Origin of the sequence: Aeromonas sp. YN13HZO-058, from assembly GCF_001921245.1 — a bacterium.
Taxonomy (GTDB): domain Bacteria; phylum Pseudomonadota; class Gammaproteobacteria; order Enterobacterales; family Aeromonadaceae; genus Aeromonas; species Aeromonas allosaccharophila.
Genome location: NZ_MQSY01000038.1, coordinates 118,088 through 138,414, shown reverse-complemented (window position 1 = coordinate 138,414; position 20,327 = coordinate 118,088). Strand labels below are relative to the sequence as shown.

Sequence of the window (20,327 nt, the reverse complement as noted above, 5' to 3'; positions counted from 1 at the left end):
GATCCTCTCTCCAGTCTGCCAAGGCCGTTCAATATGTCAAACAAAATGATGCCAAATTGTTAATTGATTTGTTTTGAACTGCTCTGAAGTGGCGATTTAACGGGGCTGTTCAGATGGGTTGTCGTGGCTGGGCTAGCAAAATGGTGGATATATTAAACGCGCAGGATGGCGGGAGATGGAGAGGGGAAAAAGGGCCAATAGAAACACGCCTCCGCGAGGGAGGCGTGTGTCGGGGATCACAGCAGGTCTTCGATCTCGCCGCGCAGATACTGGTACATCTCGCGATAGGCGACCGGTGGCTTGTTCAGCTCCCGCTCCTTGTTGGCGGAACGGATCAGCTGGCGCAGCTTCTGGCGATCCAGCTCGTGGAACTGGGACATCAGCTCGTTGAGGGCGCTGTCACCTTCGGTGATCAGGCGCTCACGCCACTGCTCCAGCCGATGCAGGCGGGCATTCACGGTGGAGTGACGATTCTTGAAGATCGACAGAGCTTCGATGATCGGCTCCGGGTCGCGGTTGCGCATCAGACGGCCGATGAACTGCAGATGGCGACGGTAGGATTCGTCTTTTTTCGGCTTGAGCTTGCGCCCCAGCTCGATCGCATCAGCCAGCTCTTCGTCCATCGGCACTTTTTCCAGTTCGCTATGGCTAAGGCTGACCAGCTCATCGCCCATTTTTTGCAGGGCGTCGGCGTCGCGTTTTAGCTGGCTCTTGCTCGGGCCCCAGTCTTCGAACTCGTTGTCGTCTTGATATTGACTCATCGGTCTCTTGATTCCTGTCATTCACGTTTGGTGGATATGTTACCAGCTTCTCCCGCTGGGCGCAGGGGTCTGATATGCTTACCCCCCTTTCCTTCTTTCATATAGATGTGAGTTATGGATCAGCAAGACCAAATCCGCCAGGATCAAGCCCATCTCGAGGCCGTGGTTGCCGAAGCCCTGGAGATAGCCAAGGGACTGGGCGCCTCGCTGGCCGAAGTCTCCATCAGCAAGCAGACCGGGTTGTCGGTGAATACCCGGGGTTGTGAACTGGAAAGCATTGAATTCAATAAGGATGGTGCCCTCGGCATCGCCGTCTATCGCGATGGTTGCAAGGGATCCTCCTCGACCACCGATCTGAGCAAACCCGCCATTCGTGCCGCCGTTGAAGCGGCCATCGAGATTGCCCGCCACACCTCGGCCGATGATTGCGCCGGTCTGGCGGATGCCGATCTGCTGGCTTGGGATGCCCCCGACCTGCAACTGTGCCACCAAATCGAACTGGATCCCCAGCGCGGCATCGAGCTGGCCATCGAGTGCGAACGCTTGGCGCTCGGCCGCGATGCCCGCATCAAGCACTCCGACGGTGCCGGTTTCTCCAGCCATCTCGGCATCAAGGTCTATGGCAACAGCCACGGCTTCGTCAAAGGCTACGCGGCTTCGCGCAACTCCCTGAGCTGCGTACTGATCGGCGAGCAGGATGGCGACATGCAGCGTGATTACGGCTACTCCTCCAGCCGTACCCTCGACGGGCTCTGGAGTCCGCAGCGCATTGCCGACGAAGCGGTGGAGCGTACTGTCTCCCGCCTCGGCGCCCGCAAGATCTCCACCCGCCATGCGCCTGTGCTGTTCCACCCCGATACCGCCTCCGGCCTGTGGGGCCATCTGGTGATGGCGATCAGCGGCGGCAACCTCTATCGCAAGTCGAGCTTCCTGCTCGACAAGCTGGGCAAGCAGATCCTGCCCGAGTGGCTCACCATTCAGGAGTTCCCGCACTTGCTGGGCGGGCTCGCCAGTACCCCGTTCGATGGCGAAGGGGTGCGTACCCGCAATATGGATATCATCCGTAACGGCGAGCTGATGAGCTGGCTGCTCACCTCCTACTCCGCGCGCAAGCTGGGGTTGACCACCACCGGTCATGCCGGTGGCATCCACAACTGGCAGGTTTCCAACTCCGGTCAGGATTTTCAGGGCATGCTGAAAGAGATGGGCACTGGCCTGCTGGTGACCGAGCTGATGGGGCAGGGGGTCAACATCGTCAATGGCGATTACTCCCGCGGCGCCGCCGGTTTCTGGGTCGAGAATGGCGAAATAGCCTATCCGGTCGAGGAGATCACCATCGCCGGCAATCTGGCCGAGATGTTCAGCCACATAGTGGCGGTGGGCAGTGACGAAGACGAGCGCTCCAGCCTCAAGACCGGCTCGGTGCTGGTGGAGAATATGAAGCTGGCGGGTCACTGATCCCGGTTTCAACAGAACCGAAACCATGAAAAAGGCCCCCTCGCCAACGCGAGGGGGCCTTTTTATCGGCCAGCGATCAGGGGGTTATCAGCCCTTGATGCGCTCGATACGGCCACCCAGACCCTGCAGTTTGTGCTCGATGTCTTCGTAGCCACGGTCGATGTGATAGATACGGTCGACGATGGTGGAGCCTTCGGCCACGAAGCCGGCCAGCACCAGACTGGCAGAGGCGCGCAGATCGGTCGCCATCACCTGGGCACCCTTGAGCTGCTCGGTGTCGCGGCAGATGGCTACGTTACCCTGCAGCTCGATGTCTGCACCCATCCGGACCAGCTCGGGAACGTGCATGAAGCGGTTCTCGAAGATGGTCTCGGTGACCATGCCGGTGCCTTTGGCGACGGCGTTCAGCACGGTGAACTGTGCCTGCATATCGGTCGGGAAGGCCGGGTAGGGGGCAGTCTTGATGGTGACCGGCTTGAGGGGGCGGCCCGTCATGTCGAGGGTGATCCAGTCTTCACCCTTCTCAATCAGGGCGCCAGCCTCTTCCAGCTTGACCAGTACCGCTTCCAGCAGGGAGGGATCTGTCTTGCGGCAGGTGATCTTGCCGCCGGTGACCGCTGCACCCACCAGGAAGGTACCGGTTTCGATGCGGTCAGGCTGCACGCTGTAGTTGCCGCCGTGCAGACGCTCGACACCGTCGATGGTCAGGGTATCGGTGCCCGCGCCCTGGATCTTGGCTCCCAGGGTATTTAGGAAATTGGCCAGATCGACCACTTCCGGCTCGCGCGCGGCGTTTTCGATCACGGTGCGGCCATCCGCCAGGGTCGCGGCCATCATCAGGTTTTCGGTACCGGTAACGGAAACCATGTCCATCAGGATGTGGGCGCCTTTTAGACGGCCATCGACACGGGCCTTGATGTAACCATCTTCGATGGTGATCTTGGCACCCATCAGCTCTAGGCCGTGGACGTGCAGGTTGACCGGACGGGCACCGATGGCGCAACCGCCGGGCAGGGAGACGTCGGCAGCACCGAAACGGGCGGCCAGCGGGCCCAGCGCCAGAATGGAGGCGCGCATGGTCTTCACCAGCTCGTAGGGGGCGACGTGGTTGTTCACCGCACCGGTCAGCACGGTGACGTTGCCGTTGACCTTGGTGGTCGCGCCCAGCATCTCCAGCAGCTTGATGGTGGTGCCCACATCTTTCAGACGCGGCACGTTGGAGAGGTGTACCTCTTCATCACACAGCAGGGTTGCGAACAGGATCGGCAGGGCGGCGTTTTTGGCGCCGGAGATGGTCACTTCGCCGTTGAGAGTGCAACGACCATCGATTTTGAATTTGTCCATTTTTACTTCGTTACCAAATCAGGAGGGCAATAGGAATTTACGTTCGCGTTTCCACTCGGCGTCGGTGAACGCCTTGATTGAGAGGGCGTGAATGGCGTTGCTGGCGATCTTGTCCATCAGCGGGGCATAGATGGCCTGCTGCTTCTTGACCCGGCTCATGCCGTCAAACATGTCACCGACGGCGATCACTTGGTAGTGACTACCGTCCCCTTTGACATGGACTTCGGACAATGGCAGAGCCTCAAGGAGTATCGCTTCAATTTCAGAGACTTGCATTATGCGTCCTCGGTTGTGAGCGGGGTTGACTGAAACAGCCCGGCCACCCCGTACAGGTTGGCCAGGGTATAGAAATCACTGGAGGCGCCCACCAGTTGCGGTGTGGCGCCTCGCGCTAATGCGGCTTTGGCCCATTTGACCAGCAGTGCCAGTCCGGCGGAGTCGAGGGTGGTGACGCCGCCGAGATCGAGTCGGTCATCCTGCCACCAGTCGGCACGGCGTTGCCACAGGTCATTGACCTGTGGCGCCTGCAGATCACCGCAGAGGGTCATGACTTGAGCACCAGCGGCTTGGCGTTGTGTTCGCGCAACTGGGCGATCACCGCATCGATGCCGTTCTGGCGGATCAAACCGCCGAGCTCGCTCTGTTTGGCGGAGAGCAGGCTGATCCCCTCTGCCACCATGTCGAAGGCTTTCCACTCGCCGGTCTTGTTGTTCTTGCGCAGCTTGAACTCGAGGAAGATGTCCGGCTTGCCGGCCTCTTTCACGCTGACGTTGACGGCGGTGATGTTGCCGCTGGGGGCCTTGCCCGGCTCGACCTTGACGGTCTGCTTGTCAAAATGGGCCAGCGCATCGGCGTAGGAGCTCACCATGTACTCGGTGAACACCTCGACGAAGGCATTGCGCTGCGCTTCGGTGGTCTCTTTAATCTGGTTGCCGAGCACCTTGTAGGCGGCGAAGCGGTTGTCCACATAGGGCAGCAGCTCTTCGCGGATGATCACCCGCAGGTGATCCGGGTTGCTCTTCACCTGGGTCTGATCGGCCTTCAGGCGGGCGAAGGTCTGCTTGGCAGCCTGATCCACCAGCGCGTTGGGGTCGGTGGCATCGACTGCGGCCTGGGCAGACAGGGAAAAGAGCATGCTGGTCATCAGGCCCAGCAGCAGGGCGATTTTCTTGAACATGATTACTCCTTCTTGCTGTCTGATTTGCTGTCGGAGGATTGGCTATAGAGGAACTTGCCAATCAAATCTTCCAGCACGATGGCGGATTTGGTGTCTTCAATCAGGTCACCGTCTTTGAGCATGGCGGTGCCCATCTCCTCATCGCTGAAGCCGGGCATCAGGCCGATGTACTGCTCGCCGAGCAGGCCTGAAGTGAGGATGGAGAGCGAGCTGGTTTCGGAAAACTCACCGGCACTCTTTTGCATCATCAGGGTCACTTCGGGCACCTGGGTTTTCGGGTCCAGTGCTATGTCGCTGACCCGACCCACCACCACGCCACCGACCTTGACCGGCGACCGGACTTTCAGGCCGCCGATATTATCGAAATGCGCGCGCAGGGTATAGGTTTCTCCTTCCGGTTTGAAGCTCAAACCGGCCACTTGCAGGGCCAGTGCCAGAATGGCTGCTATGCCAGCCAGCATGAAGGTGCCGACCAGGAATTCTACTTTGCTGAACTTCATCTTTACCTTATCCAAACATGACTGCGGTGAGTATAAAATCCAGGCCGAGCACGGCGAGGGATGAGTGGACCACGGTACGGGTCGTGGCCTGACTGATCCCGGCCGAGGTCGGCTTGGCATCATAGCCGTTAAAGAGCGCAATCCAGGTGATCACCAGGGCGAAGATCAGGCTCTTGATGGCGCCCTGCATGATGTCTTCCCCCCAGTCGACGGAGGACTGCATGGCAGACCAGAAGCCCCCTTCGTCCACCCCCAGCCAATCCACGCCAACCAGTTTGCCACCGAAGATACCGATCAGGCTGAACATAAAGGCCAGCAGCGGCATGCTGATGACACCGGCCCAGAAGCGGGGGGCCACCACCCGGCGCAGCGGGTCGACCGCCATCATCTCGAGGCTGGAGAGCTGTTCGGTGGCCTTCATCAGGCCGATCTCGGCGGTCAGGGCCGAACCGGCGCGGCCAGCAAATAGCAGGCCGGTTACCACCGGGCCCAACTCCCGCAACAGGGAGAGGGAGACCAGCGGCCCCAGGCTCTGCTCGGCGCCGAAGTCTTTCAATACGTTGTAACCCTGCAGCGAGAGCACCATGCCGATGAACAGGCCGGAGACCAGGATGATGGCCACCGACTGCACGCCCACCACATACAACTGCTGGACCAGCAGCGGGAAGTGCTTGCGCGGCTCGGGTTTGCCCGCCAGCGCATGAAACAACATGATGGTGGCGCGGCCAACGGCGCTGATGACGCGCACGCCGACTCGCCCCAGCTTGCTTATTTGACTTATCAACATCACAGATCCTGTAGCAGGTCGCCTGCCGGAAAATGAAACGGAACAGGACCGTCGGGCAATCCTTTGAGGAACTGCTCGACTTCGGGATTGTGCTCCTCGCGCAGCTGTTCCGGTGTGCCGTGCGCCACCACCTTGCGATTGGCGATGATGTAGGCGTAATCGGCGATGGTCAGCACCTCGTTCACATCGTGGGTGACGATGACGGAGGTGATGCCGAGGGCATCGTTCAGCTCTTTAATCAGCTTGACCAGTACCGCCATGGTGATGGGGTCCTGCCCGACAAACGGCTCGTCATACATGATGAGGTCGGGATCGAGCGCAATCGCCCGCGCCAGCGCTGCCCGGCGCGCCATGCCGCCGGAGAGCTCGGACGGCATCAGTTTCGCCGCCCCGCGCAAGCCCACCGCCTGCAACTTCATCATGACGATGGTGTGGATCAGCTCCTCCGGCAGGCCGGAGTGCTCCCGCAGCGGGAAGGCGACGTTGTCGTAGACCGTCATGCCGGTAAAGAGGGCGCCGCTCTGGAACAGCATGCTCATCCGCTTGCGCACTTCATAGAGACGCGAACGGGAGAGGGTGGGGATATCTTCCCCGTCAAACAGAATGTGACCGGACTCCGGTTTGAGCTGGCCACCGATCAGCCGCAGCAGGGTGGTTTTACCTATGCCGCTCGGGCCCATGACGGCGGTCACCTTGCCACGAGGAATGGTCAGGTTGATCCCGTCATACAACAGCCGATCTCCGTGACTGAAGGTCAGATCGGAGATGGTGATCAGGTCATTGTTCAAACAATTGTCCATCCGGTGTAAATGAGGTGCGAATTTTATGGGGTAGTCTAGGTCTAAGCAACAGCAAGGAACAACTATTGAACAGGCCGTCAGCCCATTTGCACGACAGTTTTCTGCAACAAAGAGCGTTATCGGGAGCGGGACTTACCATCCGATTCGCTTATCCGGGCAGACTTTTTTATAATCCCGCAGCTAATTTCGGCCCGGAGCTGTGTCTTTATGTCTGTAAAGCCTGAGAAAGTGTCTGAACTGTTCGATTTTCGTCGCAGTGCCCGCGCGGTGCTGGACACAGAAAAGCAAGCCATTGATGGACTCTATCAGTATCTGAATGACGCCTTCGACAAGGCGTGCGAGATGGTGCTGCGCTGCGGTGGCAAGATTGTGGTCACCGGAATGGGCAAGTCGGGCCATATCGGCAGCAAGATCGCCGCTACCCTCGCCAGCACCGGCACGCCGGCCTTCTTCCTCCACCCGGGGGAAGCGAGTCACGGCGATCTGGGGATGATCTCCAGCGGCGACCTTATCATCGCCATCTCCAACTCCGGCGAGAGCGACGAAATCCTGGCCCTGCTGCCGGTGCTCAAGCGCCGCGGCATTCCGCTCATCTGCATGACCGGCAATCCGGCCTCCACCATGGCCAAAGAGGCCAACGTGCACCTGTGCATCAAGGTGGAGAAAGAGGCCTGCCCGTTGGGTCTGGCGCCCACCTCCAGCACCACGGCAACCCTGGTGATGGGGGATGCCCTGGCAGTCGCCCTGCTGGAAGCGCGCGGTTTTACCGCCGATGACTTCGCTCTCTCGCACCCGGGCGGTTCCCTTGGCAAGCGTCTGCTGCTGCGGGTAGGCGACCTGATGCACCGCGGCGAGCTGTTGCCCCGGGTAGGGATCGATGCCACCATCAGCCAGGCGCTGCTGGAAGTGAGTCGCAAGGGGCTCGGCATGACGGCGGTGGTCGATGGCAATGGCCTGCTGGCCGGGCTGTTTACCGATGGCGATCTGCGCCGCATTCTCGACCAGCAGATCGATATCCATCACACCCCCATCAGCCGTGTGATGACCGCCAACTGTGTTACCGTAGGCCCAGAGATGATGGCTGCAGAAGCCGTCAAGCTGATGGAAACGAGAAAAATCAACGGATTACTGGTAGTGGATGAAGAGAAGCGCCCGCTCGGCGCCTTCAACATGCACGACCTGCTGAAAGCCGGAGTCATTTGATGCAAAACTTACCGACCCTCTATGGTCCGGTGACGCGCAGCCAGTACGATAAGGCGGCGCAAATCCGCCTGCTGGTGTGCGATGTGGACGGGGTGCTCTCCAACGGCCTCATCTACATGGGAAACAACGGTGAAGAGCTGAAAACCTTCTGTACCCGCGATGGTGCGGGCATGCGGGCGCTGCTCAACGCCGGGATCGAGATCGCCATCATCACCGGGCGCAACTCCCGTATCGTCAGCGATCGGATGAAAAGCCTGGGGGTGTCGCATGTGGTGCAGGGGGCCGATAAAAAGCTGCCGCACTTCGAGGCGTTGCTGACCAAGCTGGGACTGACCCCGGAACAGGCCGCTTACATGGGCGATGACACCATCGATCTGCCGGTGATGACTGCCTGTGGCCTGGGTATCGCGGTGGCCGATGCCCATCCGCTGGTGCTGAGCCGTGCCGATCTGGTCACCCGTCTGGGTGGCGGCATGGGGGCGGTGCGCGAAGTGTGTGACCTCATCCTGCAGGCGCAAGGCCACGGCGACTATCAGCCCGAGGCCTCGGTATGAGCAGACAGACCCTGTTGTTCGCCCTGTTGCTGCTGGTGGCGCTGGTGGCCTGGCAGTTGGGCAAGGTGGAGCGGGTGCCGGAGAGCGCCGTCAAAATCGAAAACTATCAGCCGGATTTTGTCGCCAAAGATCTGGTGACCACCCGTTTTGATATCAATGGCAAGCGCACCGAACGGCTGGAGTCGACCTACGCCGAGTATTATCAGATCCTCGAGCAGGCCACTTTCGACAAGCCGGTGGTCTACATGTATGACGAGCAAGGTGCCGCCGAGTGGAAGGTGACCGCCGAAACCGGCGTGCTCAACACCGGCGACAACGTCATCCTGCGGGACAAGGTGCATCTGGATGGTCTGCTGCCCACCTCCTTCATCTCCACGCTCGATACGCCCTATCTGGAGCTGGATCTGGTGACACAGGATGTGCGCAGCAACCGGGAAGTGAACATTCTGGGTCGGGATTTCCAGACCCAAGGGGTTGGCCTCAAGGGCCATCTGGACCGCAAATATTTTGAGTTACTGGATCAAGGTCATGCCATCTATTTCAATGAAAAACGCTAATCTGGCCCTCGCAGCCCTGTTGTTGTGTGGTGCGGTGACAGCCAAAGAGTCCGACTTTGCCGAGAAGGTCTACGTCGATGCCGTCAAGCAGGTGGCCGAGATGCAGGACAATCGCATCACCTTCGAAGAGGATGTGACCATCAATCAGGGCACCATCAAGATCAAGGCTGACAAGGTGGTGGTGACCCGTTCCGGCGAGAAAGGGGCCGAGGTAATGACCGCCTACGGCAAACCGGCCACCTTCTTCCAGATCCTGGATAACGGCAAGCCGGTCAACGCCCATGGCAACACCATCCGCTACGAGCTGAAGAACCGGCTGGTGACCATCACCGGTAACGGTCAGCTCAAGCAGGAGGATAGCCAGGTCAATGGCGATCTGATCCGCTACGACATCGTCAAACAGAAGATGATTGCCGAGAGCAAGAGCCCGAACCAGCGGGTCAAGACCGTGTTCCTGCCGGATCAGGTAGAGAATTTCGACAAGCCCACCGATCAGCAGAAGCAGGGAAAATAAACCATGGCAGTGTTAAAAGCAGTGGGCCTGCAGAAGAGCTACAAGCGCCGCATGGTGGTGAGTGACGTCAGCCTGGAAGTGGGCACCGGCCAGATTGTCGGTCTGCTCGGCCCCAACGGTGCCGGCAAGACCACCTCGTTTTACATGATCGTCGGGCTGGTGCAGCGCGATGCCGGTCTCATCACCATCGACGATCAGGACATCAGCCTGCAGCCCATGCATGTGCGGGCTCGCAACGGTATCGGTTACCTGCCGCAAGAGGCCTCCATCTTCCGCCGCCTGTCGGTGTTCGACAACCTGATGGGGGTGATGCAGACCCGCAAGGGGTTGAGCCGCGAGGAGCGTGAGGACAAGGTTCAGCAGCTGCTGGAAGAGTTCAATATCACCCACATTAGCGACAACCTGGGTCAGAGCCTCTCCGGTGGTGAGCGCCGCCGGGTCGAGATCGCCCGCGCACTGGCGGCCGAGCCGCGTTTTATTCTGCTGGATGAGCCATTTGCAGGGGTTGACCCGATTTCTGTGATAGACATCAAGAAGATCATTCAGCATCTGAAAGATAGAGGCCTCGGCGTCTTGATTACCGACCACAACGTCAGAGAGACTCTGGACGTATGTGAGAAGGCCTATATCGTCAGCCACGGCAAGATGATTGCCGAAGGTGCACCGGCTGACATCCTCGCCGATGAACAGGTCAAGCGCGTCTATTTGGGCGATCAATTCAGTCTATAGTAAGGGGGCATGCCTTCATTTCCTTTGACGCCTGCCTCGCTGAACATAAGGATATCCCGACGTAGATGAAGCCGACATTACAGTTGCGTCTCGGTCAGTCCCTGACCATGACGCCGCAATTACAACAAGCGATTCGTCTGCTCCAGCTCTCCACCCTGGAACTTCAGCAGGAAATTCAGCAAGCGCTCGAAAACAACCCTCTGCTGGAGCAGGAAGAGAGCGAGCAGCAGGAGAGCGCACCGGAAGCGCCGGTCGATGACAGTCAAATGGACTCCAGCGATGCCATGGCTCAGGAGCAGATGCCGGACGAGTTGCCGGTGGATACGACCTGGGATGAGGTTTACTCCGCCGGCACCGCCCAGAGCGCCGGCCCCATCCACGATGGGGAAGATAGCGTCTATCAGGGGGAGACTACCGAAAACCTGCAGGATTATCTGCTGTGGCAGATGCGACTCACCCCGTTCAGCGACGTGGATGCCGCCATTGCGCTCGCCATCATCGATGCTATCGACGAATCCGGCTATCTGACCGTTGCGCTGGAAGACATTCAACAGGCGGTGGGCAGCGACGAGCTGGAGGTCGAACTCGACGAGGTCGAGGCGGTGCTCAAGCGGGTGCAGCATTTCGACCCGGTCGGCATTGCCGCTCGCTCGGTGCAGGAGTGTCTGCTAATTCAGCTGGAGCAGTATGACCCGCAGACCCCCTGGCTCAATGAGGCCAAGGAGGTGATCCTCGAGCACATGGAGCTGCTCGGCAACCGCGATTATCGTACCCTCGCCCGCAAGACCAAACTCAAGGAGAGCGACCTCAAGGAGGTGCTGGATCTGATCCAGCTGCTGGAGCCTCGCCCCGGTAACGGCATCATCCAGAGCGACTCCCAGTACGTGATCCCCGACGTTTCCGTGGTCAAGAAGGGCAACAAGTGGGTGGTCGAGCTCAATCCTGACTCTGCCCCTCGCATCCGGGTCAACGAGACCTATGCCGCCATGGCCCGCAACGCCCGCAGCAGCACCGACACCCAGTTTATCCGCTCCCATTTGCAGGAAGCCAAGTGGTTCATCAAGAGCCTGGAGAGTCGCAATGACACCCTGCTGAAAGTGGCCAGTTGCATTGTCGAGCAGCAACAGGGCTTTTTCGAGTATGGTGAAGAGGCGATGAAGCCCATGGTGCTCAACGACATCGCCGAAGCGGTGGAGATGCATGAGTCGACCATCTCCCGGGTGACGACCCAGAAGTACATGCATACCCCCCGTGGTATCTTCGAATTGAAGTTTTTTTTCTCCAGCCATGTGAACACCGAAGGAGGAGGAGAGTGCTCATCGACCGCAATTCGCGCGCTCATCAAGAAGCTGGTCACGGCAGAGAATCCTGCCAAGCCGTTAAGTGATAGCAAGATCGCGGATTTGCTGGCCGAACAGGGTATTATGGTGGCGAGACGCACGATCGCTAAGTATCGCGAATCCTTGTTTATCCCACCTTCCAATCAGCGCAAACGCCTGGTTTAGGCAAAACAAAAGGATGATGTTATGCAAATTAACCTGACCGGACACCATGTCGAGATCACCGAAGCTCTGCGTGATTATGTGAACAACAAATTTGCCAAACTCGAGCGTCACTTCGACCACATCAACAATGTTCATGTGGTGCTTAGCGTGGAAAAACTGAACCAGATAGCGGAAGCCAAATTGCACGTCAGCGGGGGTGAAGTATTCGCCAACTCTGAACATGCCGATATGTATGCTGCGATAGACACCTTGCTCGACAAGCTGGACAGGCAGATCATCAAGCACAAAGATAAGTTAAACAAAAAATAACTATGCAACTTGAACACATACTGAGTCGGGACTGCACCAAGAGTGCAGTCCCTTGTACCAGCAAGAAACGCGCCCTCGAAATCATCAGCGAGCTGGCCGCCGAACGCCTTGGCACTTCCCGTCAGGCGCTGTTCGAATGTTTGCTGGCCCGCGAAAAAATGGGCAGTACCGGGATCGGTGCCGGTATTGCGATCCCCCACGGTCGCATTGACGATGAATTCCCGCCAACCGCGATCCTGATGACCTTTGCCGACCCTATTCCTTTCGACGCCATCGACAATCAACCGGTTGACCTGCTGTTTGCCTTGCTGGTGCCGGAAAGCGAGTGCAAGCAGCATCTCAAGACCCTTTCCCTGATGGCTTCCAAGCTGGGTGACAAGGCGGTCTGCCGCCAGTTGCGTCAGGCAACCAGCGATGAAGAGCTCTATCAGATCATGACCTCGGCCTGACAGCAGGCCAAGGATGAGACACCCGTTTTGGCGTGAGGGAACAAGATGCAGTTAATCGTGGTAAGTGGACGTTCGGGCTCCGGTAAAACGGTAGCCCTGCGAGTGCTGGAAGATCTGGGTTACTACTGTGTGGACAACCTGCCGGTCAATCTGCTGCCGCAGCTGATTGTCTCGGTCGAGAGCCAGTATGACAAACTGGCGGTCAGTATCGATGTGCGCAACTTGCCGAGCGATCCGGAGAAACTGGAAAATCTGCTGGCCCAGGTGCGCAATGAGGGGCGGGTAAAGTTCTCCAGCTTCTTCTTCGACGCTGACAACGGCACCCTGCTGAAGCGTTATGGCGAGAGCCGCCGCTTGCACCCCCTGTCACGCAACAAGCTGTCGCTGGATGAGGCCATTCGGGAAGAGACCAACCTGCTTTCCCCCCTATCTTCAACCGCTGATCTGCGCATCGACACCACCAACCTCAGCATTCACGACCTGAGCGAGCTCATCAAGACCCGGGTGCTCGGCAAGAAAGAGAACGAGCTGGTGCTGGTGTTCGAGTCGTTTGGGTTCAAGTACGGAATTCCCAAGGATGCTGACTTCGTGTTCGATGCCCGTTTCCTGCCCAATCCGCACTGGATCCCCGAGCTCAAGCCGTTTACCGGCAAGGATGCGCCGGTCGCCAACTACCTCTCGGCGCAGGCCGATGTGATGTTGTTTACCCAGCAGATCGAAAACATGCTGGTGACCTGGTTACCCCATCTGGAGCGCAATAATCGCAGCTATCTCACTGTGGGCATCGGTTGCACCGGCGGTCAGCACCGTTCGGTCTTTATTGCAGAGCGGTTGGCCAGCGCGTTCCGCTTGCTTGGCAAGAACGTGCAGATCCGCCACCGCACTCTCGACAAGAGCGCCCCCCAATCCTGATGGACCAATAGGACGACCCGATGACTGTTTCCGCCTCGGTTGAAGTGAAAAACAAGCTGGGTATTCACGCCAGACCGGCCATGATGCTGTTCGAGCTGGTACAGGGGTTCGATGCCCACGTGCTGCTGCGCAACGAAGATGGCGTGGAGGCCGATGCTGACAGCATCATCGGCCTGCTGATGCTGGATTCCGCGCAAGGGCGGCAGGTGGAAGTTCAGGTTGAGGGCCCCGAAGAGGTCGAGGCCTTGGCCGCCGTGGTGGAGCTGTTCACCTCCGGCTTCAACGAGGAGTAGTCACTCCTCGTTTTATTCTGATCCGCAATGCAGTGATCGGCTGTGTAATGATTCAGGATTCGCAGTATGGCCGCAGGGGGTAGTCGACCTCATTGTTGCATCGATGAATCCCAGTCGCGGTCGATTATCTCGTCAGTAATATAATCTCCCTCATGACAAGCGCGCAGCGCCACAGCCGGAGCTGCACGTTAGCTGGCCGATGCGGCGCTCGAGCTGCTGGCCATCCGCTTCTGATAGCGCAGGTCTTCCTCTATGGTGACCACCACTTCCAATGGCTTGCCGGAGCGGAATACCGAGATGGTCAGCTTGGTGCCGGGGCGGCTCTCGACAATCTTGTCCATGGCACTGCGTACGCCACTGATGGCCTCTCCGTTGATCTTGAGCAGCACATCCCCTCGCTGCAGGCCGCCTTTGGCCGCCGGGCCATTGGGATCCAGACTCTCCACCACCAGACCGCGCAGGTCGCCGAGGTTCATCATTCGCGCGACGATGGGATTGATCTCGACGCTGGAGACCCCGAGGTAGCCGCGGATCACCCGACCGTTGGCGATCAGCTCATCCATGATCCGTTTTGCCAGCCGGTAGGGGATTGCGAAGCTGATGCCGTAGCTCTCCTGATTGCCGTTGAGGTGATAGGTGGCGGTGTTGATGCCCACCAGGTCGCCACGGCCGTTGACCAGCGCCCCCCCCGAGTTGCCCTCGTTGATGGCGGCATCGGTCTGGAGCAGGTCCTGACGGCCATTGCTGTCGGGCCCCATGCTGGAGAGGCCGGTACGGCCGGTGGCACTGATGATGCCCTGGGTGATGGTCTGACCGACGTTGTAGGGGTTGCCGATAGCGAGCACCACATCCCCCACTTCTGGCAGTCGTTCAGGATCTTGCGGGATCACAGGCAGGTTGTCTGACTCGATATAGAGCACAGCGAGGTCGGTAAGTTGATCGGTGCCGACCAGCTCGGCGCTGAAGACCCGACCATCCTGCAACGCGACGATGATCTGGTCGGCATCGGCGATGACGTGGTAGTTGGTCAGCACATAGCCGCGCTGGTTCATGATGACGCCGGAACCCAGCCCTTGCGGGCGTAGTTCTCCCTGATTGCCCTGATTGGGGGCAAAGCTGCGGGTGTAGATGTTGACGACGGCAGGGCCTGCCCGATGGGCGGCATAGGAGAAACTCAGTTCACGGGCATTGGTGATGATGCCGGGCAGTTGGGCACCACCGCGAAAATGGGGAAACAGCAGCAACAGCAGCGCCGCGACGGTCAAACCAAAACCGACAGACTTGCCCAAGTAACTGACTAAAGGGGGGATTTTCATGTCATTCTCATCCGTACAGGCTGCGCGCAGAGAATAACACTATCGGTGGATAAAAATCACCCGCGGTGAAGGCCGCGGGTGATAGAGGGATTGGAGAACAACCTAGGTGTTAGCGGATCACCAGATAGAGCGAGGAGTCGCCGCGCTGAATGTTGAGCGCCAGCACGTCAGGCTTGTTCTTGAGCGCCTTGGTCAGCTCACCCAGGGTGTTGATGCGCAAGCGGTTGACCCCGATGATGATGTCACCCTTCTGCAGGCCGGAAGCGGCTGCCGGAGAGCGAGGATCAATGTCGGCCACCGCGACGCCGGAGACCGGGTCGGTGGTGGTGCTCAGCTTGGCCCCTTCCAGTGCCGGATGCAGCGCGCTGGCGCGCACTTCGCTGTCATCGGCCTGCTTCAGGGTCACCTTGGCAGTTTGTGACTTGCCATCGCGGATCAGTCCCAGCTCGACCTGCTTGCCAGCGCCCATGGTGGCGATCTTGGCGCGCAGCTCGCCGAAGGAGCGAACCGGTTTGCCATCGATGCTGACGATGATATCGCCGGCCTTGATGCCCGCCTTGTCGGCCGCCGAATCAGGCATGACCTGATTGACGAAGGCGCCATCCTTCTTGTTGTAGCCGAAGGTTTTGGCGATGTCGGAGGTGAGCTCGGTGCCGGTAATACCCAGCTGGCCGCGACGCACTTCACCGTATTTGACGATCTGCTCGGTCAGATCCCGCACCATGTTGGAGGGGATGGCAAAGCCGATGCCGATGTTGCCGCCATTCGGGCCCAGAATCGCGGTGTTGATACCGATTAGCTCGCCACGCAGGTTGAGCAGGGCGCCGCCGGAGTTACCGGAGTTGATGGCTGCATCGGTCTGAATGAAGTTCTCCAGATTCTCGATGTTGAGGCCGCTGCGACCCAGTGCGCTGACGATGCCTGATGTGACGGTCTGACCCAGACCAAACGGGTTGCCGATGGCCAGCGCATAGTCACCCACCCGCAGTTCATCGGAGTCGGCGAACTTGATCTGCACCAGATCCTCGGCCTTGATTTGCAGCAGGGCGATGTCGGACTGCTTGTCTTCACCGATCTTTTTGGCTGCATATTCACGGCCATCCTTCAGGTTGACCTTGATCTCGTCCGCCTCGTGAACCACGTGGGCGTTGGTGATCACGTAACCCTTCTTGGCATCGACGATGACACCGGAGCCGAGCGCCTGGAACGGCTGCTCGCTCACCTGTTCATCGGGCATGTTGGGGCCGAAGAAGAACTTGAACTGTTCCGGCAGACGCTGACGGGTAATTTTTTTGCCAGAAACCGAGATATTGACCACTGCCGGGGTGACCTGTTCGAGAACAGGCGCCAGGCTTGGCATCTCCTGATTTGAGCCTAACAGGGAAGGAAGTGCAGCCTGAGCAGGGGCCGCAGACATGGCGATACCGACACTGAGGGCTAGCACACTGAGCATGGAAAGAGGTTTACGCATATGAAAAACAGCTCCCAGAAAAAGTTGCATTGCAATCGTCAAGGTCAGACCACAGGACTGGCCAATTAGTTCCGCGAGGAACTAGTTTGGTTGCTTGAGCAGCCCGGAAGAGGCGCCCGCATAGTCGCGAGGCGGAACGCCCGGCTCTTCGGCCACATTGGCAGGGGCTTCTTCTACCAAGGATTCGCGGAACAGCGGTTCCTGCGCCTTGGCCAGGAATTTGCTCTGCTCGGCCATGTGGCGATAGAGGGTCTGATACTGCTCGGCCAGTTGCTCCATCAGCGCGGCACTGTCGGCGAAGTGGGTGTTGATCTGGCCCTGATAACTCTCGAGCTCCTTGTGGGCCTTTTTCAGTTCCTGTTCCAGACGGCCGGCATCGCGGCTGCGCACCGAAAAACGGCCGAGAACGATACCGATAATCAAGGCCGCGACAGCCAGCAGGATCCCAGTTAACAGACTCATAGATGCTCCTTGTTACAGCTAAAACAGTATGGGTTTATGCGGTCGTCACAACCGCCATGCCTTGATGGCACTATACCGTGCGTCCTGAGGCCGTGATACCATTTTGTCCTCGATTCAGGGACTTGGAGAGGCGCTCAAGGATGACACCGCAGCAAAAATACCAGCAGGATCTGCTGCGCCCCGGCTTTGTGGCCGACCCCGCGCAGGGGATGGCCATCAGCAGGCTGGAGCGACTGTATCAGGATTTGCTACGGCGCCCGACTCCGACCAGATCTCGAGGGCTGCTGGGTTGGCTGCAAAAGCCCAAGCCGCCGGAGCCCGTCCTGGGTATCTATATGTGGGGCGGAGTGGGCCGAGGCAAGACCTGGCTGATGGATACTTTTTTTGACAGCCTGCCGGGGACGCGCAAGATGCGCAGCCATTTCCACCGCTTCATGCACCGTATTCACGATGAACTGCAGGGGCTGAGCGGGCAGTCCGATCCGCTCAAGCTGGTGGCCAGCAAGCTTGCCAGCGAGACAGACATCATCTGTTTCGACGAATTTTTTGTCTCAGACATCACCGACGCCATGCTGCTGGGCACACTGTTCCAGGAGCTGTTTGGTCACGGTGTCGTGCTGGTCGCCACTTCAAATATTCCGCCGCAGGATCTTTATCGCAACGGGCTGCAGCGAGCCCGTTTTTTGCCTGCTATCGAGCTTATCGAGCGCCATTGCGAGGTACTTAACGTGGATGGCGGTATCGACTATCGCCTGCGTACGCTGGAACAAGCCGAGATTTATCATTGCCCGCTGGATTTGCAGGCAAAAGCCAATCTCGACCACTATTTTCAGCAATTAACCGGTGGACACGAGGTCTCTGAGGGGCGGTTTGAGGTCAATCATCGTCAGCTGACGTCGCTGGGGATGGGGGAAGGGGTGCTCTATATGGAATTCGAGCAACTTTGCTGTACTCCTCGCTCCCAGAACGACTATATCGAGCTGGCCAGGCTGTTCCATACCGTCCTGCTGGCCAATGTGCAGCCAATGGGCACAGGCACGGATGACGCGGCTCGCCGCTTCATCGCCATGGTCGATGAGTTCTACGAACGGCACGTCAAGCTCATCATGTCGGCGGCGGTTCCCATGGCAGAACTCTACGGCGAAGGGCTGCTGAATTTCGAATTCAAACGCTGTCTTTCGCGGCTTCAGGAAATGCAATCGCACGAATACCTTGCCAGAGTGCACCTTCCTTAGTCACAATACCGCGCCTGCCAGTCGGATGGGCATCTGCGGCAGGTAGGGCCGGGCGACATTTGCTAGCTTCATGGCAGTGAAATTAGCAGGTGATATTTAAGGCAACTTCACTTATAATCGCCCGGCCCACGTTACAGCTGTCGATAAGACAGCAACACTTTAAGCTTTACTTGTATTCGAAGGGGTACAGGTAGGCCATCGTTTGTTGTTTGTGGGAGAGCCCCCATAAGCAATTGGGTCTGTAACAGGTAATTGGGTTTAACTTAATGAAAACTTTCGTTGCCAAGCCAGAAACCGTAAAACGTGACTGGTACATTGTGGACGCAGAAGGTAAAACTCTGGGTCGTATCGCAACCGAGATCGCTGCTCGTCTGCGTGGTAAGCACAAAGCTGAATACACTCCGCACGTTGACACCGGTGATTACATCATCGTTGTAAACGCTGAGAAGGTACACGTAACCGGTAAGAAATTTACCGACAAAATGTACCACGCTCACTCCGGTTTCCCGGGTGGTATCAAGTCAATCAGCTTCGACAAGCTGATTCAGCGTAAACCGGAAATGGTAATCGAAGCTGCCGTCAAAGGCATGCTGCCGAAAGGTCCTCTGGGCCGTGCCATGTTCCGTAAACTGAAAGTTTACGCAGGCGCCGAGCATGCTCATGCTGCTCAGCAACCTCAAGTACTGGATATCTAATCGGGAACTGGCAACATGGCAGAAAATCAATACTACGGTACCGGCCGTCGCAAAAGCTCCACTGCTCGCGTATTTATCAAAGCGGGTAGCGGCAAGATCGTAATCAACCAGCGCTCCCTGGAGCAGTACTTCGGCCGTCCGACTGCCCGCATGGTAGTTCGTCAGCCGCTGGAACTGGTTGAGATGACCGAGAAACTGGATCTGTACATCACCGTTAACGGTGGTGGCATCTCCGGTCAAGCTGGTGCGATCCGCCACGGTATCACTCGTGCTCTGATGCAGTACGACGAAACCCTGCGTTCCGAACTGCGTAAAGCTGGCTTTGTTACTCGCGATGCCCGTAAGGTTGAGCGTAAGAAAGTCGGTCTGCACAAAGCTCGTAAGCGTCCGCAGTACTCCAAGCGTTAATTCGCTTTTGGTACTCACTCTTTCGAGTGTCAAAAAAGCCTGGCAGCCGCCAGGCTTTTTTTATTGGTAATATTACCGACATCAATGCTAACCACGCGTCACAAAAGACAAAAAATTGTTTCTTTATTGTTTTCATTGCTCACCGCTCTTTCTTGTCAAGTTGTTATCTTTTCTTTAAAATTTCCCCTGTTTTCTGTGGCAATTGTAAATCCAGCTTCCGCCGCTGTTGTCACGGGAAAAATGGGGAACAGGGACACTATAAGAATGTGCGGAGTCCACATGGGAGAGTTTTTGGATGAGCAATGCGCCAGTTGATACCGGTCGCCGCAGATTTCTTACCTGGTCAACGGTTGCCGTTGGTGGGGTAGGAGCTGCGTTTACCGCAGTGCCGTTTATAAAGTCATGGAATCCGAGTGCCAAGGCCAAAGCAGCCGGTGCGCCGGTTGAAGTCGATATCAGCAAGTTGGAACCGGGTCAGCTCATCCGTGTCGAGTGGCGAGGCAAGCCTGTCTGGGTGGTGAAACGCACCAAACAGACGCTGGATGCCTTGGCCGCCCATGATGACAAGCTGCGGGATCCCTCATCTGAAGAGCCGCAGCAGCCTGACTATGCCCATAACGGGTACAGATCGATCAAGCCCGAGATTTTTGTCGCGGTCGGTATTTGCACCCACCTCGGGTGTTCACCTTCCTATCTGCCTGACAGCTTTGGCGAGCAGGTGCAGGGCGTCACGTCCGGCTTCTTCTGTCCGTGCCATGGCTCCAAGTTCGACATGGCCGGCCGTGTGTTCCAGGGGGTGCCTGCACCGCTGAACCTGGTCATTCCGCCTTATCAATTCATTAATGACACCACCATTCAGGTCGGTGCCGATGGCAAGGAGGCCTGACC

Annotated in this window: 26 protein-coding genes; 15 read left to right on the top strand and 11 right to left on the bottom strand. The window is 58.1% G+C overall.

What is annotated here, in order from left to right; genetic code table 11:
* Positions 1 to 236: 236 nt before the first annotated feature.
* Positions 237 to 761, bottom strand: a complete 525-nt coding sequence (yjgA, locus tag BSP75_RS09230; protein WP_042061545.1) for a ribosome biogenesis factor YjgA — start codon at positions 759 to 761, stop codon at positions 237 to 239.
* Positions 762 to 875: 114 nt separating this feature from the next.
* Between yjgA and pmbA the strand changes: the two genes are divergently transcribed.
* The gene (gene pmbA / locus BSP75_RS09225; RefSeq protein WP_075112950.1) at positions 876 to 2,219 is read left to right on the top strand and encodes a metalloprotease PmbA; all 1,344 of its coding nucleotides are present in this window, start codon (positions 876 to 878) and stop codon (positions 2,217 to 2,219) included.
* A gap of 87 nt (positions 2,220 to 2,306) precedes the next feature.
* Here the strand turns inward: pmbA and murA are convergent, their stop codons facing one another.
* Genes murA through mlaF form a run of 7 tightly spaced genes read right to left on the bottom strand, consistent with a single transcriptional unit; the run spans position 2,307 to position 6,827 of the window.
* Positions 2,307 to 3,563 (bottom strand): UDP-N-acetylglucosamine 1-carboxyvinyltransferase, encoded by a 1,257-nt coding sequence (gene murA, locus BSP75_RS09220; RefSeq protein WP_075112949.1) that lies wholly within the window; start codon positions 3,561 to 3,563, stop codon positions 2,307 to 2,309.
* An 18-nt stretch (positions 3,564 to 3,581) separates the two neighbouring features.
* Entirely contained in the window at positions 3,582 to 3,839 is a 258-nt protein-coding gene (gene ibaG, locus BSP75_RS09215) for a BolA family iron metabolism protein IbaG (protein ID WP_005306001.1), read from the bottom strand.
* A complete protein-coding gene (locus BSP75_RS09210) occupies positions 3,839 to 4,111 on the bottom strand; it encodes an STAS domain-containing protein (RefSeq protein ID WP_075112948.1) in 273 nt (90 codons plus the stop codon). Before BSP75_RS09210 ends, ibaG begins: the two co-directional genes overlap by 1 nt.
* The gene (locus tag BSP75_RS09205) at positions 4,108 to 4,740 is read right to left on the bottom strand and encodes a phospholipid-binding protein MlaC (RefSeq protein ID WP_042655655.1); all 633 of its coding nucleotides are present in this window, start codon (positions 4,738 to 4,740) and stop codon (positions 4,108 to 4,110) included. The genes BSP75_RS09210 and BSP75_RS09205 overlap by 4 nt, the downstream gene beginning before the upstream one ends.
* Before the next feature lie 2 nt (positions 4,741 to 4,742).
* Positions 4,743 to 5,240, bottom strand: a complete 498-nt coding sequence (gene mlaD / locus BSP75_RS09200) for an outer membrane lipid asymmetry maintenance protein MlaD (RefSeq protein ID WP_058053468.1) — start codon at positions 5,238 to 5,240, stop codon at positions 4,743 to 4,745.
* A 7-nt stretch (positions 5,241 to 5,247) separates the two neighbouring features.
* Positions 5,248 to 6,027, bottom strand: coding sequence for a lipid asymmetry maintenance ABC transporter permease subunit MlaE (gene mlaE, locus BSP75_RS09195; protein ID WP_042655657.1), 780 nt, complete (start codon positions 6,025 to 6,027; stop codon positions 5,248 to 5,250).
* Positions 6,027 to 6,827 (bottom strand): phospholipid ABC transporter ATP-binding protein MlaF, encoded by an 801-nt coding sequence (gene mlaF / locus BSP75_RS09190; protein ID WP_058053466.1) that lies wholly within the window; start codon positions 6,825 to 6,827, stop codon positions 6,027 to 6,029. The genes mlaE and mlaF overlap by 1 nt, the downstream gene beginning before the upstream one ends.
* Positions 6,828 to 7,034: 207 nt before the next feature.
* On the opposite strand from mlaF, the gene BSP75_RS09185 reads away from it, so the two are divergent.
* The 10 genes from BSP75_RS09185 to npr all read left to right on the top strand — a co-directional run bounded on the left by BSP75_RS09185 (position 7,035) and on the right by npr (position 13,852).
* A complete protein-coding gene (locus BSP75_RS09185) occupies positions 7,035 to 8,030 on the top strand; it encodes a KpsF/GutQ family sugar-phosphate isomerase (protein ID WP_042655659.1) in 996 nt (331 codons plus the stop codon).
* A complete protein-coding gene (kdsC, locus tag BSP75_RS09180; protein WP_075112947.1) occupies positions 8,030 to 8,584 on the top strand; it encodes a 3-deoxy-manno-octulosonate-8-phosphatase KdsC in 555 nt (184 codons plus the stop codon). Before BSP75_RS09185 ends, kdsC begins: the two co-directional genes overlap by 1 nt.
* On the top strand, positions 8,581 to 9,141 hold the full coding sequence (lptC, locus tag BSP75_RS09175; protein WP_075112946.1) for an LPS export ABC transporter periplasmic protein LptC: 561 nt from the start codon (positions 8,581 to 8,583) through the stop codon (positions 9,139 to 9,141). Before kdsC ends, lptC begins: the two co-directional genes overlap by 4 nt.
* Complete coding sequence (gene lptA, locus BSP75_RS09170) at positions 9,128 to 9,655, top strand: lipopolysaccharide transport periplasmic protein LptA (RefSeq protein WP_075112945.1); 528 nt, start codon at positions 9,128 to 9,130, stop codon at positions 9,653 to 9,655. Before lptC ends, lptA begins: the two co-directional genes overlap by 14 nt.
* A gap of 3 nt (positions 9,656 to 9,658) precedes the next feature.
* Positions 9,659 to 10,384, top strand: coding sequence for an LPS export ABC transporter ATP-binding protein (gene lptB, locus BSP75_RS09165; protein ID WP_075112944.1), 726 nt, complete (start codon positions 9,659 to 9,661; stop codon positions 10,382 to 10,384).
* Positions 10,385 to 10,449: 65 nt separating this feature from the next.
* The gene (locus BSP75_RS09160) at positions 10,450 to 11,889 is read left to right on the top strand and encodes an RNA polymerase factor sigma-54 (RefSeq protein WP_042061525.1); all 1,440 of its coding nucleotides are present in this window, start codon (positions 10,450 to 10,452) and stop codon (positions 11,887 to 11,889) included.
* Between the two features lie 21 nt (positions 11,890 to 11,910).
* Positions 11,911 to 12,198 (top strand): ribosome hibernation promoting factor, encoded by a 288-nt coding sequence (gene hpf / locus BSP75_RS09155; protein ID WP_005336323.1) that lies wholly within the window; start codon positions 11,911 to 11,913, stop codon positions 12,196 to 12,198.
* Between the two features lie 2 nt (positions 12,199 to 12,200).
* Entirely contained in the window at positions 12,201 to 12,647 is a 447-nt protein-coding gene (ptsN, locus tag BSP75_RS09150) for a PTS IIA-like nitrogen regulatory protein PtsN (RefSeq protein ID WP_042061522.1), read from the top strand.
* A 45-nt stretch (positions 12,648 to 12,692) separates the two neighbouring features.
* Entirely contained in the window at positions 12,693 to 13,559 is an 867-nt protein-coding gene (gene rapZ / locus BSP75_RS09145) for an RNase adapter RapZ (RefSeq protein ID WP_075112943.1), read from the top strand.
* Between the two features lie 20 nt (positions 13,560 to 13,579).
* Positions 13,580 to 13,852: a PTS phosphocarrier protein NPr gene (npr, locus tag BSP75_RS09140; RefSeq protein WP_005336318.1), complete on the top strand. Its 273-nt coding sequence runs from the start codon at positions 13,580 to 13,582 to the stop codon at positions 13,850 to 13,852.
* Between the two features lie 188 nt (positions 13,853 to 14,040).
* Here npr and degS read toward each other — a convergent pair whose 3' ends face one another.
* From degS to BSP75_RS09125, 3 genes are all read right to left on the bottom strand, one after another.
* On the bottom strand, positions 14,041 to 15,168 hold the full coding sequence (gene degS / locus BSP75_RS09135) for an outer membrane-stress sensor serine endopeptidase DegS (protein WP_042061517.1): 1,128 nt from the start codon (positions 15,166 to 15,168) through the stop codon (positions 14,041 to 14,043).
* Between the two features lie 109 nt (positions 15,169 to 15,277).
* Positions 15,278 to 16,639 carry a Do family serine endopeptidase gene (locus tag BSP75_RS09130; RefSeq protein WP_005336295.1) on the bottom strand — a complete coding sequence of 454 codons (1,362 nt, stop codon included), beginning with the start codon at positions 16,637 to 16,639 and terminating at the stop codon, positions 15,278 to 15,280.
* Positions 16,640 to 16,720: 81 nt separating this feature from the next.
* On the bottom strand, positions 16,721 to 17,101 hold the full coding sequence (locus BSP75_RS09125) for a YhcB family protein (RefSeq protein WP_005356646.1): 381 nt from the start codon (positions 17,099 to 17,101) through the stop codon (positions 16,721 to 16,723).
* A gap of 140 nt (positions 17,102 to 17,241) precedes the next feature.
* Here BSP75_RS09125 and zapE point away from each other — a divergent pair, with 140 nt between their 5' ends.
* From zapE to petA, 4 genes are all read left to right on the top strand, one after another.
* Positions 17,242 to 18,336, top strand: a complete 1,095-nt coding sequence (zapE, locus tag BSP75_RS09120; protein WP_075112942.1) for a cell division protein ZapE — start codon at positions 17,242 to 17,244, stop codon at positions 18,334 to 18,336.
* Positions 18,337 to 18,602: 266 nt separating this feature from the next.
* The gene (gene rplM / locus BSP75_RS09115; RefSeq protein WP_005336289.1) at positions 18,603 to 19,031 is read left to right on the top strand and encodes a 50S ribosomal protein L13; all 429 of its coding nucleotides are present in this window, start codon (positions 18,603 to 18,605) and stop codon (positions 19,029 to 19,031) included.
* 15 nt (positions 19,032 to 19,046) lie between these two features.
* Positions 19,047 to 19,439 (top strand): 30S ribosomal protein S9, encoded by a 393-nt coding sequence (gene rpsI, locus BSP75_RS09110; protein ID WP_005336286.1) that lies wholly within the window; start codon positions 19,047 to 19,049, stop codon positions 19,437 to 19,439.
* A 295-nt stretch (positions 19,440 to 19,734) separates the two neighbouring features.
* Positions 19,735 to 20,325, top strand: a complete 591-nt coding sequence (gene petA / locus BSP75_RS09105) for a ubiquinol-cytochrome c reductase iron-sulfur subunit (RefSeq protein ID WP_005336284.1) — start codon at positions 19,735 to 19,737, stop codon at positions 20,323 to 20,325.
* Positions 20,326 to 20,327 lie beyond the last annotated feature (2 nt).

Coding starts and splice junctions, on each gene's coding strand:
- BSP75_RS09210 (WP_075112948.1), bottom strand. CDS start 4,111: ATGACCCTCTGCGGTGATCTGCAGGCGCCACAGGTCAATGACCTGTGG.
- BSP75_RS09125 (WP_005356646.1), bottom strand. CDS start 17,101: ATGAGTCTGTTAACTGGGATCCTGCTGGCTGTCGCGGCCTTGATTATC.
- BSP75_RS09205 (WP_042655655.1), bottom strand. CDS start 4,740: ATGTTCAAGAAAATCGCCCTGCTGCTGGGCCTGATGACCAGCATGCTC.
- npr (WP_005336318.1), top strand. CDS start 13,580: ATGACTGTTTCCGCCTCGGTTGAAGTGAAAAACAAGCTGGGTATTCAC.
- mlaF (WP_058053466.1), bottom strand. CDS start 6,827: ATGGACAATTGTTTGAACAATGACCTGATCACCATCTCCGATCTGACC.
- yjgA (WP_042061545.1), bottom strand. CDS start 761: ATGAGTCAATATCAAGACGACAACGAGTTCGAAGACTGGGGCCCGAGC.
- BSP75_RS09130 (WP_005336295.1), bottom strand. CDS start 16,639: ATGCGTAAACCTCTTTCCATGCTCAGTGTGCTAGCCCTCAGTGTCGGT.
- degS (WP_042061517.1), bottom strand. CDS start 15,168: ATGAAAATCCCCCCTTTAGTCAGTTACTTGGGCAAGTCTGTCGGTTTT.
- kdsC (WP_075112947.1), top strand. CDS start 8,030: ATGCAAAACTTACCGACCCTCTATGGTCCGGTGACGCGCAGCCAGTAC.
- rplM (WP_005336289.1), top strand. CDS start 18,603: ATGAAAACTTTCGTTGCCAAGCCAGAAACCGTAAAACGTGACTGGTAC.
- petA (WP_005336284.1), top strand. CDS start 19,735: ATGAGCAATGCGCCAGTTGATACCGGTCGCCGCAGATTTCTTACCTGG.
- pmbA (WP_075112950.1), top strand. CDS start 876: ATGGATCAGCAAGACCAAATCCGCCAGGATCAAGCCCATCTCGAGGCC.
- lptC (WP_075112946.1), top strand. CDS start 8,581: ATGAGCAGACAGACCCTGTTGTTCGCCCTGTTGCTGCTGGTGGCGCTG.
- zapE (WP_075112942.1), top strand. CDS start 17,242: ATGACACCGCAGCAAAAATACCAGCAGGATCTGCTGCGCCCCGGCTTT.
- rpsI (WP_005336286.1), top strand. CDS start 19,047: ATGGCAGAAAATCAATACTACGGTACCGGCCGTCGCAAAAGCTCCACT.
- mlaD (WP_058053468.1), bottom strand. CDS start 5,240: ATGAAGTTCAGCAAAGTAGAATTCCTGGTCGGCACCTTCATGCTGGCT.
- BSP75_RS09160 (WP_042061525.1), top strand. CDS start 10,450: ATGAAGCCGACATTACAGTTGCGTCTCGGTCAGTCCCTGACCATGACG.
- ptsN (WP_042061522.1), top strand. CDS start 12,201: ATGCAACTTGAACACATACTGAGTCGGGACTGCACCAAGAGTGCAGTC.
- ibaG (WP_005306001.1), bottom strand. CDS start 3,839: ATGCAAGTCTCTGAAATTGAAGCGATACTCCTTGAGGCTCTGCCATTG.
- BSP75_RS09185 (WP_042655659.1), top strand. CDS start 7,035: ATGTCTGTAAAGCCTGAGAAAGTGTCTGAACTGTTCGATTTTCGTCGC.
- rapZ (WP_075112943.1), top strand. CDS start 12,693: ATGCAGTTAATCGTGGTAAGTGGACGTTCGGGCTCCGGTAAAACGGTA.
- lptB (WP_075112944.1), top strand. CDS start 9,659: ATGGCAGTGTTAAAAGCAGTGGGCCTGCAGAAGAGCTACAAGCGCCGC.
- mlaE (WP_042655657.1), bottom strand. CDS start 6,027: ATGTTGATAAGTCAAATAAGCAAGCTGGGGCGAGTCGGCGTGCGCGTC.
- lptA (WP_075112945.1), top strand. CDS start 9,128: ATGAAAAACGCTAATCTGGCCCTCGCAGCCCTGTTGTTGTGTGGTGCG.
- hpf (WP_005336323.1), top strand. CDS start 11,911: ATGCAAATTAACCTGACCGGACACCATGTCGAGATCACCGAAGCTCTG.
- murA (WP_075112949.1), bottom strand. CDS start 3,563: ATGGACAAATTCAAAATCGATGGTCGTTGCACTCTCAACGGCGAAGTG.